The following is a 16,461-nucleotide window of genomic DNA, read 5'->3' as shown; positions in this document are numbered from 1 at the left end:
CACCCTAGGTTCGGGCTGAGCCCCGAACCTGCAGGAACCCTGTAGGAGCTGTCGAGTGAAACGAGGCTGCGATCTTTTGATCTGGCCACTGATCGCAAGATCAAAAGATCGCAGCCTCGGTTCCCTCGACAGCTCCTACACAGGTTTCAGGCAGTTCCCAAAAGGTCCAACGACCTATCGAATTTTCAATCCTCTGCCAGTCCCGCTGGCGGTGGATTTGGTGCGTCACTGCATTGTCATCTTTCTGTCATACAGGATCGCTAGGGTGAGCGCATGAATGATCTGGCCAATTCCCCAATGACTACGACTTCCCCTCCCAAGCGCATTGATTTCAATACGCCTGAGCTGCAACGCAAGCGCCGCATTCGCGCGCTCAAGGATCGCTTCACCCGCTGGTACGTCCTCGTTGGCGGTCTGGCGGTGCTGGCAGCCATCACCCTGATCTTCTTCTTTCTCGCCTACGTCGTTGCACCGTTGTTCCACGGTGCCAGCCTGACTGCGAAAGACGCCATTGCCCCAGCCTGGATGCAGGACGCCGGCAAGCCGCTGATGATTTCGCTCGAAGAGCAGAATCAGGTGGCGATGCGCGTTTCCGACAAGGGCCAGGCGCTGTTCTTCGACATCGACAGTGGCGCTGAATTGAAGCGCGTCGATCTGCCGGTGCCTGCTGGCGCAACGGTCACTTCCATCGGTGAAGACCAGCCAGGTCATCCACTGGTCGCCGTGGGCTTGTCCAACGGCCAGGCGCTGGTGTTCCGTCACACCTATAAAGTCAGCTACCCCGATGGCAAGAAAACCATCACTCCAGCCATCGAGTTTCCTTACGGCAACACACCGATCGCAGTGAACGAGAGCGGCGGGGCGCTGGAGCACGTCAGCCTCAACGCTACCGATTCGACGCTGATGCTGGTCGGCTCTACCGGTTCGCAACTCAATGTGCTGGCGCTGACCAGCGAAGAAAACATGATGACCGGCGAAGTCACCAACGAGCAGAAGCGTATCGAGCTGCCGCAGATGACCGAGCCGGTGAAAAACATCTTCGTCGACCCGCGCCAGCAATGGCTGTATGTGGTCAACGGACGCGCCCAGGCCGACGTGTTCAGCCTGCGCGACAAGAGCCTCAACGGCCGCTACAAACTGCTGGAAAACGCTGACGCCGAAGTCACCGCGAGCACCCAACTGGTGGGCGGCATCTCGCTGATCATCGGTGACTCCAAGGGTGGCCTGGCCCAGTGGTTCATGGCTCGTGATACCGACGGCGAGCTGCGCCTGAAGCAGATCCGTACTTTCCAGATGGGCTCCGCGCCAATCGTTGAAATCACCGCCGAAGAGCGTCGCAAGGGCTTCGTTGCCCTCGATGCCAGCGGCAAGCTCGGCGTGTTCCACAGCACCGCGCACCGCACCCTGCTGGTCGAGCCGGTTGCCGAAGGCCAGGGCCTGTTCGGTCTGTCGCCGCGCGCCAACCGTGTCATCGTCGAGGCCGGCGGCAAGCTGCAACCGCTGCTGCTCGACAACCCGCACCCGGAAGTGTCGTGGAGCGCGTTGTGGAGCAAGGTCTGGTACGAGAACTACGACGAGCCTAAATACGTCTGGCAATCGACCGCTGCCAACACCGATTTCGAACCGAAACTGAGCTTGTCGCCACTGACTTTCGGCACCCTGAAAGCCGCGTTCTACGCGATGTTGCTGGCCGCACCACTGGCGGTTGCCGCAGCGATCTACACCGCGTACTTCATGGCCCCGGGCATGCGCCGCAAGGTCAAACCGGTGATCGAGCTGATGGAAGCGATGCCGACAGTGATCCTCGGTTTCTTCGCCGGTCTGTTCCTCGCCCCGTATGTGGAAGGGCATCTGCCGGGCATCTTCAGTCTGCTGATGCTGTTGCCGATCGGCATTCTGGTGGCCGGCTTCACCTTCAGTCGTCTGCCTGAGTCGATCCGCCTGAAAGTCCCGGACGGCTGGGAAAGTGCGCTGCTGATTCCGGTGATCCTGTTTGTCGGTTGGCTGTCGCTGTACATGAGCCCTTACATGGAGAACTGGTTCTTCGGCGGTGACATGCGCATGTGGATCTCCCACGACCTGGGCATCACCTACGATCAGCGCAACGCTCTGGTGGTCGGTCTGGCGATGGGTTTTGCAGTGATCCCGAACATCTACTCGATTGCTGAAGACGCCGTGTTCAGTGTGCCGCGTGGCCTGACCCTCGGTTCCCTGGCGCTCGGTGCCACGCCGTGGCAGACCATGACCCGTGTGGTGATCCTCACCGCCAGCCCGGGCATCTTCTCCGCCCTGATGATCGGCATGGGCCGTGCGGTCGGCGAAACCATGATCGTGCTGATGGCCACCGGTAACACCCCGGTCATGGAAATGAACCTGTTCGAAGGCCTGCGCACCCTGGCCGCCAACGTCGCGGTGGAAATGCCCGAGTCGGAAGTCGGCGGCAGCCACTACCGCGTGCTGTTCCTCTCGGCGCTGGTGCTGCTGTTGTTCACCTTCGTCATGAACACCCTGGCAGAACTGATTCGTCAGCGTCTGCGCAAGAAATACTCGTCGCTTTAAGAAAGGTAGAAGTCTGTGAAACAGAACTCCCTGAATGGATGGTTCAAGAGCGGCGCCCCGGGCGTCTGGATCAGCGGTGGCGCGGTGTCCATCGCGGTCATCATGACCATTGGCCTGCTGGCGGTGATTGCCGTGCGCGGTCTGGGTCACTTCTGGCCGGCGGACCTGATCCACGCCAGCTACGACGTACCGGGCCAGACCAATCATCTGGTCATCGGCGAAGTGGTACAGAAAGAAGAAGTGCCGCGCGCACGCCTGAAGAGCGCCGGCCTGCCGGTGCCTGATCAGGGCCCGGAATTCATGACCCGCGAGCTGATCAAGGTCGGCAACCGTGACCTGAACGGCAACGACTTCACCTGGGTGGTCGGCGAGTGGCTGACCAAGCAGACCACGCCGCCGGAACTGATGGCGATCGAGCGTCGCGAGTGGGGCAACTTCTACGGCTACCTGGTCAACGTCAAACAGGACGGCAAGGTGATCGCCGAGGGCGAAGCGGCCTGGCCTGAACTGCAAGCGCGGATCAACCGGGTGAACGGCCTTGCTGCACAACTCAAGTCGCTGGAAAAGACCGACATCGGTGCGATCAACGCAGGGCTCGAGCGCATCCGTCTGCACGGGCGCAAACTGGAACTCGACGGCAAGCTCGACGCCACCGCGCAAGCGGACATGGACGCCGAGCGTGCCGAGCTGAACGCGCGTTATCAGGACATCGAAGCCCGTCTGAGCGATCTGCATGCACAGTTCAATCGCGACGCTCTGACCGCCCGCGATGCCAACGGCAAAGAGATTGAAATCAGCCTGGGCAAAGTGGTTCACGCTTACCAGCCGAACGCCATGGGCACGATGACCAAGATCGGTTTCTACTTCAGCAAGGTCTGGGAATTCCTGTCCGACGACCCGCGTGAAGCGAACACCGAGGGCGGGATCTTCCCGGCGATCTTCGGCACGGTGATGATGACTCTGATCATGGCGATGATCGTCACTCCGTTCGGCGTGCTGGCGGCGGTTTACCTGCGTGAGTACGCCAAGCAGAACGCCCTGACCCGGATCATCCGCATCGCGGTGAACAACCTCGCTGGCGTTCCGGCGATCGTCTACGGCGTATTCGGTCTGGGCTTTTTTGTGTATGTGCTGGGTGGTTCGGTTGACCGACTGTTCTTCCCCGAAGCACTGCCGGCGCCGACCTTCGGTACTCCGGGTCTGCTCTGGGCCTCGTTGACTCTGGCGCTGCTGGCGGTGCCGGTGGTGATCGTGGCGACCGAGGAAGGCCTGGCGCGTATCCCGCGCACCGTGCGTGAAGGCTCGCTGGCACTGGGCGCGACCAAGGCCGAGACGCTGTGGAAGATCGTCCTGCCAATGGCCAGCCCGGCCATGATGACCGGCATGATCCTCGCCGTGGCCCGCGCCGCCGGTGAAGTGGCGCCGCTGATGCTGGTGGGTGTGGTGAAACTGGCGCCGTCGCTGCCTGTGGACGGCAACTACCCGTACCTGCACTTGGACCAGAAGATCATGCACCTGGGCTTCCACATCTATGACGTCGGCTTCCAGAGCCCGAACGTCGAAGCTGCACGGCCGCTGGTGTACGCCACGGCGCTGCTGCTGGTGCTGGTGATCGCCACGTTGAACCTGTCGGCGGTGTGGATTCGTAACCACCTGCGCGAAAAATACAAAGCACTGGATAGCTGATTTTGCAGCACTGATTTCTATGTGGGAGCGAGCCTGCTCGCGAAGGCATCACCGCGGTTTCATAGACAAACCGCAGCGCCTGAATCGCCAGCAGGCTGGCTCCCACAAAAACCGAACCGAATTTGTTAGCACAGGGAGCCTCCCATGCAGCACGAAACACATACCCACGGCATCAACATGTCGGCTCTGGGTCGCGACAAGCAGAGCCTGAGCCTCGAGCAGGAAACCGTGGCCATCGAAGTCCCGGGCCTGAGCCTGTTCTACGGCGAGAAGCAGGCGCTGTTCGACGTCAGCATGAACATCCCGAAACAGCGCGTGACCGCGTTCATCGGCCCGTCCGGCTGCGGCAAGTCCACGCTGCTGCGCACCTTCAACCGCATGAACGACCTGGTTGACGGCTGCCGTGTCGAAGGTGCGATCAACCTGTACGGCAACAACATCTACCGCAAGGGTGAAGACGTCGCCGAACTGCGTCGCCGCGTCGGCATGGTGTTCCAGAAGCCCAACCCGTTCCCCAAGACCATCTACGAAAACGTGGTCTACGGCCTGCGCATCCAGGGTATCAACAAGAAGCGCATTCTCGACGAAGCCGTCGAGTGGGCGTTGAAAGGCGCGGCACTGTGGGATGAAGTCAAAGACCGTCTGCATGACTCGGCACTCGGTCTGTCCGGTGGTCAGCAGCAGCGTCTGGTGATTGCCCGCACCATCGCCGTTGAACCGGAAGTGTTGCTGCTCGACGAACCGTGCTCGGCCCTCGACCCGATCTCGACCCTGAAAGTCGAAGAGCTGATCTACGAGCTGAAGTCCAAGTTCACCATTGTCATCGTGACCCACAACATGCAGCAAGCCGCGCGGGTTTCCGACTACACGGCGTTCATGTACATGGGCAAACTGGTGGAATTCGGCGACACCGACACTCTGTTCACCAATCCGGCGAAGAAACAGACCGAAGACTACATCACCGGTCGTTATGGCTGACAGTTGCGGTTATTCACAGAATTGACGCTGCGGCCCACCGCACCTTACCGGACGCTCCAAGGACGCCACCATGATTAGTAAAGAAGGCCTTACCCACCACATCTCCGCGCAGTTCAACGCCGAGCTTGAGGAAGTGCGCAGCCACCTCCTGGCCATGGGCGGGCTGGTCGAGAAGCAGGTCAACGACGCGGTCACCGCGCTGATCGAGGCCGACTCGGGTCTGGCCCAGCAGGTGCGCGAGATCGACGACCAGATCAATCAGATGGAACGCAACATCGACGAAGAATGCCTGCGCATTCTCGCTCGTCGTCAGCCGGCGGCATCCGACTTGCGTTTGATCATCAGCATCTCCAAGTCAGTGATCGATCTGGAGCGCATCGGCGACGAAGCGACCAAGATCGCCCGCCGTGCCATTCAGCTGTGCGAAGAAGGCGAGGCGCCGCGTGGTTACGTCGAGGTTCGTCACATCGGCGACCAGGTGCGCAACATGGTTCGCGATGCGCTGGACGCGTTTGCCCGCTTCGACGCCGATCTGGCCCTGTCGGTGGCGCAATACGACAAGGTCATCGACCGGGAATACAAGACCGCTCTGCGCGAGCTGGCGACCTACATGATGGAAGACCCGCGCTCTATCTCGCGGGTTCTGAGCATCATTTGGGTGCTGCGTTCACTGGAGCGCATCGGCGACCATGCGCGCAACATCTCGGAACTGGTGATCTACCTGGTGCGCGGCACCGATGTGCGCCACCTGGGCCTCAAACGCATGAAAGAAGAAGTTCAAGGCACAAGCGGCGAAACCGCTAATGTTCCGGGCGATGCTGACGATAAGTAAGATTGCCTGAGAAAAGCGCCCGGCCCTTTGGCCGGGCGTTTTTGTTTGGGCGCCTGAATCAGGAAATCGAATTAAAAAGCAGCACCCGCGAACGAAAAGTCCCGGCGTGACTGAAGATTGTTGGCAATGTGCCATCAGCAAAAGCGGTATGCTTGCCGGGATTTTTATAGGGGTGTTGGATGAGCAAGATCAGTGTATTGGTCGTGGACGATGCTTCGTTCATTCGTGACCTGGTGAAAAAGTGCCTGCGTAATTACTTCCCGGGGATCCGCACCGAGGACGCCGTCAACGGCAAAAAGGCTCAGGCCATGCTGGCCAGGGAAGCGTTCGACCTGGTGCTGTGCGACTGGGAAATGCCGGAAATGTCCGGCCTCGAGCTGCTGACCTGGTGCCGCGAGCAGGATAATCTCAAGACCATGCCGTTCGTCATGGTCACCAGCCGTGGCGATAAAGAGAACGTGGTGCAGGCGATCCAGGCCGGTGTTTCCGGCTACGTCAGCAAGCCGTTCACCAACGAACAACTGCTGACCAAGGTCAAGCAGGCGCTGAACAAGGTTGGCAAGCTCGACACCCTGATGAACAGCGCGCCGACCAAGATGAACTCGGCGTTCGGCAACGATTCCCTGAGCGCATTGACTGGCGGCAAGCCAGCCATGGTCGGTACTGCGCCGGCGGCCGCTGCTGCGGTCAATCCGTTTGCCAAACCGGCTGTTGTCGCGCCAACGCCAGCTGCTGCGCCGTCGCGCGGTTTGCTCAACAGCCCACCGGTGCAGGCACCGGCTGCCTCGAAAGCGCCGGCCGGTGGTCGTGGTCAGGGCCAGTTGCGCCTGCCAAGCGGCACCCAGCAATGCGTGATCAAGGCGCTGAGCATCAAGGAAGCGCTGCTGGTGGTGAAACGCACCGACACCCTGCCGCAGATCCTCGACAGCGCCGTGCTCGACCTGGAGCAGGGCGACAACGCCGAAATCGCCCGCCTCAACGGCTACCTGCACGCCATCGTTGCCCACGAGCAGAAGGCCGACAGCGACTGGCTGCAACTGACTTTCCGTTTCGTCGACCAGGATGCGCAAAAGCTCGACTACATCTCCCGCCTGATCGCCCGCGGCACGGCGCAGAAGCACTTCGTTCCGGGCGCTTGATCTCTATCGCCTGACAGTCCGTCTTCGCGAGCAGGCTCGCTCCCACCTTGAAATGCATTTCAAATGTGGGAGCGAGCCTGCTCGCGAAGGGGTCATCAAAAGCACCACCCATCTCCCGCACCTGCCAATTTGAAACATCTGTCGACTAGCCTGGTCTGTCTCAGCTGCTAGGCTCATTTCCAGGCCTTACTCGACAGAACCTTTGCCCATGCTCGCGCGCCTGCTGTTTTTCTGTGGTCTTTTCCTGGCCTCCACCTCGACTGTGGCCATGACCATCTACAAATCCACCGATGCCAACGGCGTGGTCTCGTACAGCGACCGGCCGAGCAAAGGCTCGCAGGTGTTCGTGTTTCAGGACCGCATGGTCGAACACCTCGAACGTCAGGTGTATCTCGATATCAAGAAGCAGAAGGGCACTGACGTGGTGTTCGTGCGCAACGATCTGTATGCGCCGGTCGAGATTGCGCTGGCGTTTACCGGCCTGAGCAATGTGCGTGGTGTTCCGGCGCAGACGATTCGCCGGGTGCTGCCGGCACGCAGCAATACCCGGTTGGCGTTGCTGACGGCGATTACCCGAGGTCAACCGTTGGTGTATTCACCTCAATTCCAGTATTCGCTGGGTGACCCTACAGGAGCCGCGCAGAGCTATCGCTACCCGTTGCCGTGGCGGGGCGGGCCGTTCCGTCTGAGTCAGGGCGCCAACGGTCAGTACAGCCACTACGGGCCGAAGAACCGGTATGCGATGGATATCGCCATGCCGGTCGGCACGCCGATCATTGCCGCTCGGGCCGGGGTGGTGGTGAAAACCGAAAACTCGCAGAGCGGGCGCGGCAATGATGCCTCCGGCAATTTCGTTCGGGTGCTGCATGATGACGGCACGATGGGCGTGTACCTGCACCTCAAGCAAGGATCGGTGAGCGTGCGCGAGGGGCAGCGAGTAGCGGTGGGCAGTCCGCTGGCGCTGTCGGGCAATACCGGCAACAGCAGCGGCCCGCACCTGCACTTTGTGGTGCAGCGCAATACGGGGCAGGGGCTGGTCTCGATTCCGTATCAGTTCAACCAGCCACTGGGGGCGTTGCCCAACTTTGCGTTGGGCAAGCAGTAGAAAGCAAAAGATCGCAGCCTTCGGCAGCTGCTACTTTGGAATGTGTATCCCTGTAGGAGCTGCCGAAGGCTGCGATCTTTTAGCAGGCAATGCGGTTTCCCGCATTGCGATCAATCCAGCATCAACACCTTCGCCAGCACAATCTTCGGCCCTTTCATCTTCTTGATGATGATCCGCAGGCCTTCGACTTCCAGCACTTCTTCCTCTTCCGGTACCCGTTTCAGGGTCTCGTAAACCAGCCCGGCGAGGGTTTCGGCTTCGATGTGATCCAGGTCGATACCGAGCAGGCGTTCGACCTTGAACAGCGGCGTGTCACCACGCACCAGCAGCTTGCCCGGCTGATACGCGAGGATCCCGCGCTCGGCCTTGCGGTGTTCGTCCTGGATGTCGCCGACCAGCACTTCCAGCACGTCTTCCATGGTCAGGTAGCCGATGATGTTGCCGTCGGCCTCTTCGACCACGGCGAAGTGCGAGCCGCCCTTGCGGAACTGCTCCAGCAGCTGCGACAGCGGCATGTGCCGCGACACACGCTCCAGCGGGCGGGTCAGTTCGGCCAGGTTGAACGACTCGGGAATGTGGTCCAGCGCCGCCAGCTCCAGCAGCAGGTCCTTGATGTGCAGCAGGCCGACGAACTCCTGACGTTCGCTGTCATACACCGGGTAACGGCTGAACTTGTGGCGACGGAACATCGCGAGGATTTCTTTCAGCGGCGCGTTGAATTCGAGGGTGATCAGGTCTTCGCGGGAGTTGGCCCAGTCGACCACTTCCAGTTCGCCCATCTCCACTGCCGAGGCCAGCACGCGCATGCCTTGGTCGCTCGGGTCCTGACCACGGCTGGAGTGCAGGATCAGTTTCAGTTCTTCGCGGCTGTAATGGTGTTCGTGGTGCGGGCCGGGTTCGCCCTGGCCGGCGATCCGCAGAATCGCGTTGGCGCTGGCGTTGAGCAGGTAGATCGCCGGGTACATCGCCCAGTAGAACAGGTACAGCGGCACCGCCGTCCACAACGACAGCAGCTCGGGTTTGCGGATCGCCCACGACTTGGGTGCCAGTTCACCGACCACGATGTGCAGGTAGGAAATGATGAAGAACGCGGTAAAGAACGAAATGCCTTTGACCACTTCCGGCGACTGCACGCCGACCGCGCTCAGCAGCGGCTCGAGCAGGTGAGCGAAGGCCGGCTCACCGACCCAGCCAAGACCGAGGGAGGCGAGGGTAATACCGAGCTGGCACGCCGAGAGGTACGCATCGAGCTGACTGTGTACGGTGCGCAGGATGTGCCCGCGCCAGCCGTTCTTGTCGGCGATGGCCTCGACCCGGGTCGAGCGCAGTTTGACCATGGCGAATTCCGCCGCAACGAAGAAGCCGTTGAGCAAAACCAGGATCAGAGCGAAAAGAATCATGCCGAAATCGGCGAATATCGTAGCGAGGGACAAGCCAGGGGAAGGGTCCATGATGGAGTTTTGCAGGTTCCGTGTGATTCGTAAGAGAGAAGAAATCGCGCCTGAAAGGCAGACGCAAGTCAGCCAATGTAGCGGCTGACATGGCGATTGCCTAGTGGCGCGTGCTGGCCGGTATCACTCGGCGGCGCTGATGGCCCGAGCCTGGGCCACCTGGGCCGGGGCGAAATGGCAGGTGAACGTGCTGCCGTGGCCGGGCACGCTGCTGATCTCCATCCGCGCGCGGTGGCGCAGCAACACGTGTTTGACGATCGCCAGGCCCAGCCCGGTGCCGCCAGTGTTGGAGTTGCGGCTGGAGTCGACGCGGTAGAAGCGTTCGGTCAGGCGCGGCAGGTGTTTGCTGTCGATGCCGATCCCGGAATCCTGCACGCTCAGGTGCGCACCTTGCTCGTCGCCCCACCAGCGAATGCGGATATTACCTTCGGCCGGGGTGTACTTCACGGCGTTGAACACCAGGTTGGAGAAGGCGCTGCGCAGTTCCGCCTCGCTGCCCTTGAGCAGGATCTTGCCGTCGGCTTCGAGGGTGATGTGCTGGTTTTTCGATCCGGACAACTGCTGGGCGTCGCTCTTGATCGATTGCAGCAGGGTATCGATCTGCACCGGCTGGTTGTCCGACGGGTAATCGGTGGCTTCCAGCTTCGCCAGCAGCAGCAGGTCATTGAGCAGCGTCTGCATGCGCCCGCCCTGTTGCTGCATCTGCTGCAGGGCGCGGCTCCAGCGCGGGTTCACTTCCTCGACATTGTCGAGCAGGGTTTCCAGATAGCCGCAGATCACCGTCAGCGGCGTGCGCAGTTCGTGGGAGACGTTGGCGATGAAATCTTTGCGCATCTGTTCCAGCTGATGGATACGCGTGACATCGCGCACCAGCATCAAGTGTTCGTTGTTGCCGTAACGCGTGAGGTACAGCTGAATGCGCACCCGATCATTGGTCGGCGAAGGGATTTCCAGCGGTTCGGCGTAGCTGTCCTGCTCGAAGTATTCCTTGAAGCGCGGATGGCGTACCAGGTTGGTCACCGGTTGGCCGCTGTCCTGCGGGGTCTTGAGGCCGAGCAGGGTTTCGGCAGCGCGGTTCCACCATTCCAGGTTGCCGTCGCTGTCGAGCATGATCACCGCATCTTTCAGCGCGGCGGTGGACTCCTGCACCCGGTCGATCACCGCTTGCAGGCGCCCGCGTACCCGTTGGTCGCGGCGCTGCAGGTGGTAGATGCTGTCGAACACCTCGCCCCACAGGCCATAGCCGTCGGGCGGTGCTTCATCGGGTTGGTGCAGGCGCAGCCATTCGTGCAGACGCAACAGTTGCTTGAGCGTCCAGGCCAGGTAAATACCCAGGCCGGCAGCGAGGCTCCAGCCGTAGTAACCGGTGATCAGGCCGATCACCAGACACGCTGTGACCAGCAACAGCATGTGGCGAATCAGGGTGCCATGCCAGTTTTGATTCACGGAAAATACGGTCCTTGTCAGCGAGTCTGGCGGTCGGATCAGGCCTTGGTGGAAAACCGGTAGCCGGTGCCGCGCACGGTTTGTACCAGATTTTCGTAAGCGTCGCCGAGGGCCTTGCGCAAGCGCCGGATGTGCACGTCGACGGTGCGCTCTTCAACATAGACGTTGCCGCCCCAGACCTGATCCAGCAACTGGCCGCGCGTGTAGGCGCGTTCCTGGTGGGTCATGAAGAATTGCAGCAGACGGTATTCGGTCGGGCCCATCTCGGCCGGACGGCCGTCGATGGTCACGCGGTGGCTGATCGGGTCGAGCAGCAGGCCGCCGACTTCGATCGGCGCTTCACCATCGGTCGGGCCGGCGCGGCGCAGCACAGCCTTGAGGCGTGCGACCAGTTCGCGTGGGGAAAACGGCTTGGTGATGTAGTCGTCGGCGCCGACTTCAAGACCCTGGATCTTGTTGTCCTCTTCGCCCTTGGCGGTGAGCATGATGATCGGGATGTCCCCGGTCAGCTCGTCGCGCTTGAGACGGCGGGCCAGTTCGATACCGGAGGTGCCGGGCAGCATCCAGTCGAGCAGGATCAGGTCCGGTTTGCGGTCAACGATGATGGCGTGTGCCTGCTGCGAGTTCTCCGCCTCGAGACAGTCATAGCCGGCCATTTCCAACGCAACGGCGATCATTTCGCGAATGGGCGCTTCGTCGTCGACGATCAGAATGCTCCTGCCAACCATGCCTTAATCCTCTTGTCATTTAACTGTCTTGCGCCGCATTAGATAACGGAATTATTGCAGTCGTGTGACAGTATTTTAGTCGCCCGGCGTTTGGCGTGATCCTGGACTAAGCTCTAAGTCCGAATCCTGACAACCACAAAAGAAGGTTTCCATGACTCAAATGACTGCTTCTTTCAAAGCTCTGCTGCTTGCCGCCGCCGTGGCGTTGCCATCGATGGCGTTCGCCGCTGACCCTGCGATGGAAAAGGACGGCATGTTTACCGATCACAAGGGCATGACCCTGTATACCTTCGCCAAAGACTCGGCGGGCAAGTCCATGTGCAACGATAAATGCGCGGCGAACTGGCCGCCGCTGATGGCTACAGCCGGCGACAAGTCCATGGGCGACTGGACTGTGATCAAGCGTGACGATGGCAAGATGCAATGGGCCTACGAGGGCAAACCGCTGTACACCTTCGTCATGGACAAGAAGGCCGGTGACATGACCGGTGAGGGCAAAATGGACGGCGCCTGGCACGTCGCCAAGGCCAAGTAACGCAAAAGATCGCAGCCTTCGGCAGCTCCTGCACTGGAATGTGTACACCCTGTAGGAGCTGCCGCAGGCTGCGATCTTTTCAATCAGCGCAATGCGTAATCCAGCACGATCCCCACGAAAATCGCCAACCCCGCCCAGTGGTTGTGCAGAAACGCCTTGAAGCAACGCATCCGGTCGCGGTCACGGGTGTACCAGAATTCCCACGCATAACAGCCGGCAGCCACCAGCAAGCCAAGATGGAACCACACGCCCAGCTCGAACTTCGACCCGGCCAGCAACAGGCAGCCCAATGACAGCGCCTGCAAGGTCAGGATGATCACCCGATCCGCCTCGCCAAACAGAATCGCTGTGGATTTCACGCCGATCTTCAGGTCGTCGTCACGGTCAGTCATCGCGTAATAGGTGTCGTAACCCACCGTCCACAACAGGTTGGCGATCCACAGCAGCCACGCGGCAGCGGGCAGTTCACCGGTTTCAGCGGTGAACGCCATCGGCATGCCCCACGAGAACGCCGCGCCCAGCACCACTTGCGGGTAATAGGTGTAGCGCTTCATGAACGGATAAGTGAAGGCCAGTGCCAGACCGCCCAGAGACAACCAGATGGTCGGCGCATTGGTGCACAGCACCAGCAGGAAACTCACGCCCATCAGCAGCGCAAAGAACACCAGCGCCTCTTTCGAACTGATCTTGCCGCTGGCCAGCGGTCGTTGCGCGGTGCGTTTGACGTGGCCGTCGACCTTGCGATCGGCCCAATCGTTGATCACACAGCCACCGGCACGGGTCAGTACCACGCCGAGGACAAAAATCACGATATTGGCCAGCGAGGGCGAGCCTTTACCGGCAATCCACAACGCCCACAGCGTCGGCCACAGCAGCAAGTAAATGCCGATCGGCTTGTCCATGCGCGTCAGCTGAATGAAATCCCAGGCGCGTGGATTCAAGCGGTTCAGGGACTTGAGCAGGCTCTGGTACATCAGCAGTTCTCCGGATGGGCGCGGGCGGCGTTCCACAAGGTCGGCAGGAAAATCTCCGCCACCAGCACGCTCAAGGCGCCACGGTCGAAGCGCGAGCGGCGGCCCCACAGTTTGGGGGCGCGACAGGCTGGCGGCAGCCATTCTTGTGGGTAGTGGCAGACCTCAATGGCGCGGCGCTGGAAGGCGTGGTCGCAAAACAGCAGTTCGCCCAGCGAGCGGCTGCCCAGTTCGTCCATGTGCAAGCCGTCGCCTTGCAGAGCGGCGCGGGAGGCCACGCTGCGGGCGAACACCCAGGCCTCGCCGTGACCGCGCAGATACACCTCGCGCACCCAGCCTTCGCTGCCTTCGGCCAGATCCAGCGCCGCGCATTCGTCGCTGCGCAGAGTGTCCCAGCCTTCGAACAGCGGCGTGACGCTGAAGCCGTCATTCGACAGCCGCGTCAGGCGGCGGGTCAGCGAGCCTTCGTCGAACAACCAGTTCAGGCTCAACGAATCGGGAAGGGGCGTCAGTCGGCTTTGAGTCAGCCAGAGCGGGGCCGGGGAGGCTTTTGAATGTTGCACAATGAGTCATTATTGGCCGCAAATGAGGCGGCGAGCTTAACATGGCGTGTTGCGAATTTGATGGATCCGGGGCGCCGTTGCGCCGAACAGGCTTGCATCTGCCCGGCACCCTCAGTACAAAACGCCCTGAGCCGGATGGCAGCGCTCCCACCATCGACCGTCCGCGCCGACAAAAGCCTGAAACCTGAGGAAGTACCTGAATGAAAAAGTGGCAATGCATCGTCTGCGGCCTGATCTACAACGAAGCTGACGGTTGGCCGGATGACGGCATCGCGCCGGGCACCCTGTGGCAGGACGTGCCGGAAGACTGGCTGTGCCCGGACTGCGGCGTCGGCAAGATGGACTTCGAAATGATCGAAATCAACTAAGCACAAACAAGGAGTAAGGCATGAACGCACCTGTCGTAATCGTCGGCACCGGGCTTGCGGGCTACAACCTGGCCCGCGAGTTTCGCAAACTCGATGGCGAAACCCCGCTGCTGCTGATTACCGCCGATGACGGGCGCTCTTACTCCAAACCGATGCTCTCCACCGGTTTCGGCAAGAACAAGGACGCCGATGGCCTGAGCATGGCCGAACCCGGCGCCATGGCCGAGCAATTGAAGGCCGAAGTGCGTACCCACACCCGCATCAGCGGCATCGACGCTGGCCACAAGCGCCTGTGGATCGGCGAAGAAGCGGTGTACTACCGCGACCTGATCCTCGCCTGGGGTGCGGAAACCGTGCGAGTGCCGATCGAAGGTGACGGTGCTGATCTGGTGTTCCCGATCAACGATCTCGAAGATTACGCGCGCTTTCGTGCAGCCGCTGCGGGCAAGCGCCGCGTATTGCTGCTCGGTGCCGGGCTGATCGGCTGCGAATTCGCCAACGACCTGATCCTCGGCGGCTACGAGGTGCAACTGGTGGCGCCGTGCGAGCAGGTGATGCCGATGCTGCTGCACCCGGCCGCTGCGGCAGCTGTGCAGACCGGGCTGGAAAGCCTGGGCGCGCGTTTCCACCTCGGTCCGGTGCTGACCCGCCTGCAGAAGGTCGCTGACGGTCTGGAAGCGCATCTGTCCGACGGTCAGGTGATTGCCTGCGATGTGGTGGTGTCGGCCATTGGCCTGCGCCCGCGCATTGATCTGGCGGCGGCTGCCGGGGTGCAGGTCAATCGCGGTGTCGTAGTCGACCGCTACCTGAAGACTTCCCACGCCAATATCTACGCCTTGGGCGACTGCGCCGAGGTCGATGGGCTGAATCTGTTGTACGTGATGCCCCTCATGAGCTGTGCGCGTGCGCTGGCACAAACCCTGGCCGGCAATCCGACGGCCGTGAGCTACGGGGCGATGCCGATCACGGTGAAAACTCCGGTGTGCCCGTTGGTCGTTTCGCCACCGCCACGGGGCAGTGAAGGCGTCTGGACCGTCGAAGGGCAGGGCGCCGACATCAAGGCCCTGTGCCACAGCGCCGATGGCCAACTGCTCGGTTACGCGCTGACCGGCACGGCGGTGATGGAAAAACTCGCCCTGAACAAACAGCTACCGGCCCTGCTGGCGTAAATACCGGTCGTTCTGTCGGAATCACCCCGCTTTTGCCCCCACAAAGGTCGCGGGGAGACTGGCGCCGCCGGTATCCGCGTGCCATTCTCACTCCCGTCTGCCGCAGAGTAGAGCCTGCGGCGCCTTGGGCGCTGTTCCAATGAGAACAGCACGGACATAACAACAAAAAACCGTCAAAGGGGCTTCACTAATGCGTAAACCAGAACTCGCCGCTGCAATCGCTGAAAAAGCGGATCTGACCAAAGAACAGGCTAACCGCGTTCTCAACGCCGTCCTCGAAGAAATCACCGGCGCTCTGCACCGCAAGGACAGCGTCACGCTGGTGGGCTTCGGCACCTTCCTGCAACGCCACCGCGGCGCCCGCACCGGCAAGAACCCGCAAACCGGTGAACCGGTGAAAATCAAGGCCAGCAACACCGTTGCATTCAAGCCAGGCAAGTCGTTGAAAGACAGCGTCAATCCATAATTGCGCCGCACTCCCTGAATAACGGGGAGCAGCGCAATAAAAAATGGGCACACCGATTGCGGTCGGGTGCCCATTTTTTGTGGCTGCAAGTCGGCTTACTGACGTCGGAAGCAGGCCTTGCCGTTGCCGAAATCCACGGCCAGGCAGTTCGGTTCGATCGCCAGTTGCAGATCCTGGAACAGGCCGGATAAATCGCTGTTCGACGCCGGTTTGGTATTGCTTTTCAGCGTCACGGTGTTGTTTTCCACCTGCCAGGTGCCCTTGGCAAACCCGTCAGTGCTGCCATATGCCACACCTGCGTCAAACGTGCCGTCCTTGCGCAGCAGCAATTCGGCGCCCATTTCCATTGCGCCGGTCAGATAGTAATGACCGTCCAGTGAAGGGGTATCTGCAGAGGCTTGAGTGACGGGTAGCCACATCAGTGCTGCGAAAAGCAGGGGTTTCAATTCCATGAGGTAAAGCTCC

At 61.0% G+C, this 16,461-nt stretch carries 16 protein-coding genes; 10 read left to right on the top strand and 6 right to left on the bottom strand.

Annotated features, from left to right (window positions below; all coding sequences use genetic code 11):
* Window positions 1-525 precede the first annotated feature (525 nt).
* The 6 genes from LOY52_RS26770 (at window position 526) to LOY52_RS26745 (ending at window position 8,299) form a co-directional block, all read left to right on the top strand.
* Window positions 526-2,559: an ABC transporter permease subunit gene (locus LOY52_RS26770; RefSeq protein WP_258680079.1), complete on the top strand. Its 2,034-nt coding sequence runs from the start codon at window positions 526-528 to the stop codon at window positions 2,557-2,559.
* A gap of 15 nt (window positions 2,560-2,574) precedes the next feature.
* Window positions 2,575-4,245 (top strand): phosphate ABC transporter permease PstA, encoded by a 1,671-nt coding sequence (pstA, locus tag LOY52_RS26765; RefSeq protein WP_258677358.1) that lies wholly within the window; start codon window positions 2,575-2,577, stop codon window positions 4,243-4,245.
* 144 nt (window positions 4,246-4,389) lie between these two features.
* The gene (gene pstB / locus LOY52_RS26760) at window positions 4,390-5,223 is read left to right on the top strand and encodes a phosphate ABC transporter ATP-binding protein PstB (RefSeq protein WP_007962289.1); all 834 of its coding nucleotides are present in this window, start codon (window positions 4,390-4,392) and stop codon (window positions 5,221-5,223) included.
* Between the two features lie 70 nt (window positions 5,224-5,293).
* Window positions 5,294-6,055 carry a phosphate signaling complex protein PhoU gene (gene phoU, locus LOY52_RS26755; protein ID WP_007962290.1) on the top strand — a complete coding sequence of 254 codons (762 nt, stop codon included), beginning with the start codon at window positions 5,294-5,296 and terminating at the stop codon, window positions 6,053-6,055.
* A 179-nt stretch (window positions 6,056-6,234) separates the two neighbouring features.
* Window positions 6,235-7,194, top strand: coding sequence for a response regulator (locus LOY52_RS26750; protein WP_258677355.1), 960 nt, complete (start codon window positions 6,235-6,237; stop codon window positions 7,192-7,194).
* A 208-nt stretch (window positions 7,195-7,402) separates the two neighbouring features.
* Window positions 7,403-8,299, top strand: a complete 897-nt coding sequence (locus tag LOY52_RS26745; protein ID WP_258677353.1) for a M23 family metallopeptidase — start codon at window positions 7,403-7,405, stop codon at window positions 8,297-8,299.
* 110 nt (window positions 8,300-8,409) lie between these two features.
* On the opposite strand, the gene LOY52_RS26740 is transcribed toward LOY52_RS26745, so the two are convergent.
* The 3 genes from LOY52_RS26740 to phoB all read right to left on the bottom strand — a co-directional run bounded on the left by LOY52_RS26740 (window position 8,410) and on the right by phoB (window position 11,924).
* Entirely contained in the window at window positions 8,410-9,750 is a 1,341-nt protein-coding gene (locus LOY52_RS26740) for a hemolysin family protein (RefSeq protein WP_007962298.1), read from the bottom strand.
* A gap of 123 nt (window positions 9,751-9,873) precedes the next feature.
* Complete coding sequence (gene phoR / locus LOY52_RS26735; RefSeq protein ID WP_258680076.1) at window positions 9,874-11,160, bottom strand: phosphate regulon sensor histidine kinase PhoR; 1,287 nt, start codon at window positions 11,158-11,160, stop codon at window positions 9,874-9,876.
* A 74-nt stretch (window positions 11,161-11,234) separates the two neighbouring features.
* Complete coding sequence (phoB, locus tag LOY52_RS26730; RefSeq protein ID WP_003229608.1) at window positions 11,235-11,924, bottom strand: phosphate regulon transcriptional regulator PhoB; 690 nt, start codon at window positions 11,922-11,924, stop codon at window positions 11,235-11,237.
* 151 nt (window positions 11,925-12,075) lie between these two features.
* On the opposite strand from phoB, the gene LOY52_RS26725 reads away from it, so the two are divergent.
* A complete protein-coding gene (locus LOY52_RS26725) occupies window positions 12,076-12,459 on the top strand; it encodes a hypothetical protein (protein WP_183783279.1) in 384 nt (127 codons plus the stop codon).
* Window positions 12,460-12,542: 83 nt separating this feature from the next.
* Here LOY52_RS26725 and ubiA read toward each other — a convergent pair whose 3' ends face one another.
* Together ubiA and LOY52_RS26715 are read right to left on the bottom strand one after the other, a co-directional pair.
* Complete coding sequence (gene ubiA / locus LOY52_RS26720) at window positions 12,543-13,433, bottom strand: 4-hydroxybenzoate octaprenyltransferase (protein ID WP_095137730.1); 891 nt, start codon at window positions 13,431-13,433, stop codon at window positions 12,543-12,545.
* A complete protein-coding gene (locus tag LOY52_RS26715) occupies window positions 13,433-13,993 on the bottom strand; it encodes a chorismate lyase (protein ID WP_258677348.1) in 561 nt (186 codons plus the stop codon). Before LOY52_RS26715 ends, ubiA begins: the two co-directional genes overlap by 1 nt.
* A gap of 200 nt (window positions 13,994-14,193) precedes the next feature.
* Between LOY52_RS26715 and LOY52_RS26710 the strand changes: the two genes are divergently transcribed.
* From LOY52_RS26710 to LOY52_RS26700, 3 genes are all read left to right on the top strand, one after another.
* A complete protein-coding gene (locus tag LOY52_RS26710) occupies window positions 14,194-14,361 on the top strand; it encodes a rubredoxin (protein WP_003437744.1) in 168 nt (55 codons plus the stop codon).
* A gap of 20 nt (window positions 14,362-14,381) precedes the next feature.
* A complete protein-coding gene (locus LOY52_RS26705; RefSeq protein ID WP_258677346.1) occupies window positions 14,382-15,530 on the top strand; it encodes an NAD(P)/FAD-dependent oxidoreductase in 1,149 nt (382 codons plus the stop codon).
* 190 nt (window positions 15,531-15,720) lie between these two features.
* Window positions 15,721-15,996 (top strand): HU family DNA-binding protein, encoded by a 276-nt coding sequence (locus LOY52_RS26700; protein WP_003213368.1) that lies wholly within the window; start codon window positions 15,721-15,723, stop codon window positions 15,994-15,996.
* Between the two features lie 95 nt (window positions 15,997-16,091).
* Here LOY52_RS26700 and LOY52_RS26695 read toward each other — a convergent pair whose 3' ends face one another.
* Window positions 16,092-16,448, bottom strand: coding sequence for a hypothetical protein (locus tag LOY52_RS26695; protein WP_258677344.1), 357 nt, complete (start codon window positions 16,446-16,448; stop codon window positions 16,092-16,094).
* Window positions 16,449-16,461 lie beyond the last annotated feature (13 nt).

This window comes from Pseudomonas sp. B21-051 (assembly GCF_024748795.1).
Taxonomy (GTDB): domain Bacteria; phylum Pseudomonadota; class Gammaproteobacteria; order Pseudomonadales; family Pseudomonadaceae; genus Aquipseudomonas; species Aquipseudomonas putida_A.
This window is presented reverse-complemented; position numbering and strand designations above follow the sequence as displayed.

Bases quoted from the DNA above. Each gene is read 5' to 3' on its own strand.
- LOY52_RS26770 (WP_258680079.1), top strand. From the start codon at position 526: ATGCAGGACGCCGGCAAGCCGCTGATGATTTCGCTCGAAGAGCAGAAT.
- pstB (WP_007962289.1), top strand. From the start codon at position 4,390: ATGCAGCACGAAACACATACCCACGGCATCAACATGTCGGCTCTGGGT.
- phoU (WP_007962290.1), top strand. From the start codon at position 5,294: ATGATTAGTAAAGAAGGCCTTACCCACCACATCTCCGCGCAGTTCAAC.
- LOY52_RS26750 (WP_258677355.1), top strand. From the start codon at position 6,235: ATGAGCAAGATCAGTGTATTGGTCGTGGACGATGCTTCGTTCATTCGT.
- LOY52_RS26745 (WP_258677353.1), top strand. From the start codon at position 7,403: ATGCTCGCGCGCCTGCTGTTTTTCTGTGGTCTTTTCCTGGCCTCCACC.
- LOY52_RS26740 (WP_007962298.1), bottom strand. From the start codon at position 9,750: ATGGACCCTTCCCCTGGCTTGTCCCTCGCTACGATATTCGCCGATTTC.
- phoR (WP_258680076.1), bottom strand. From the start codon at position 11,160: ATGCTGTTGCTGGTCACAGCGTGTCTGGTGATCGGCCTGATCACCGGT.
- phoB (WP_003229608.1), bottom strand. From the start codon at position 11,924: ATGGTTGGCAGGAGCATTCTGATCGTCGACGACGAAGCGCCCATTCGC.
- LOY52_RS26725 (WP_183783279.1), top strand. From the start codon at position 12,076: ATGACTCAAATGACTGCTTCTTTCAAAGCTCTGCTGCTTGCCGCCGCC.
- ubiA (WP_095137730.1), bottom strand. From the start codon at position 13,433: ATGTACCAGAGCCTGCTCAAGTCCCTGAACCGCTTGAATCCACGCGCC.
- LOY52_RS26710 (WP_003437744.1), top strand. From the start codon at position 14,194: ATGAAAAAGTGGCAATGCATCGTCTGCGGCCTGATCTACAACGAAGCT.
- LOY52_RS26705 (WP_258677346.1), top strand. From the start codon at position 14,382: ATGAACGCACCTGTCGTAATCGTCGGCACCGGGCTTGCGGGCTACAAC.
- LOY52_RS26700 (WP_003213368.1), top strand. From the start codon at position 15,721: ATGCGTAAACCAGAACTCGCCGCTGCAATCGCTGAAAAAGCGGATCTG.
- LOY52_RS26695 (WP_258677344.1), bottom strand. From the start codon at position 16,448: ATGGAATTGAAACCCCTGCTTTTCGCAGCACTGATGTGGCTACCCGTC.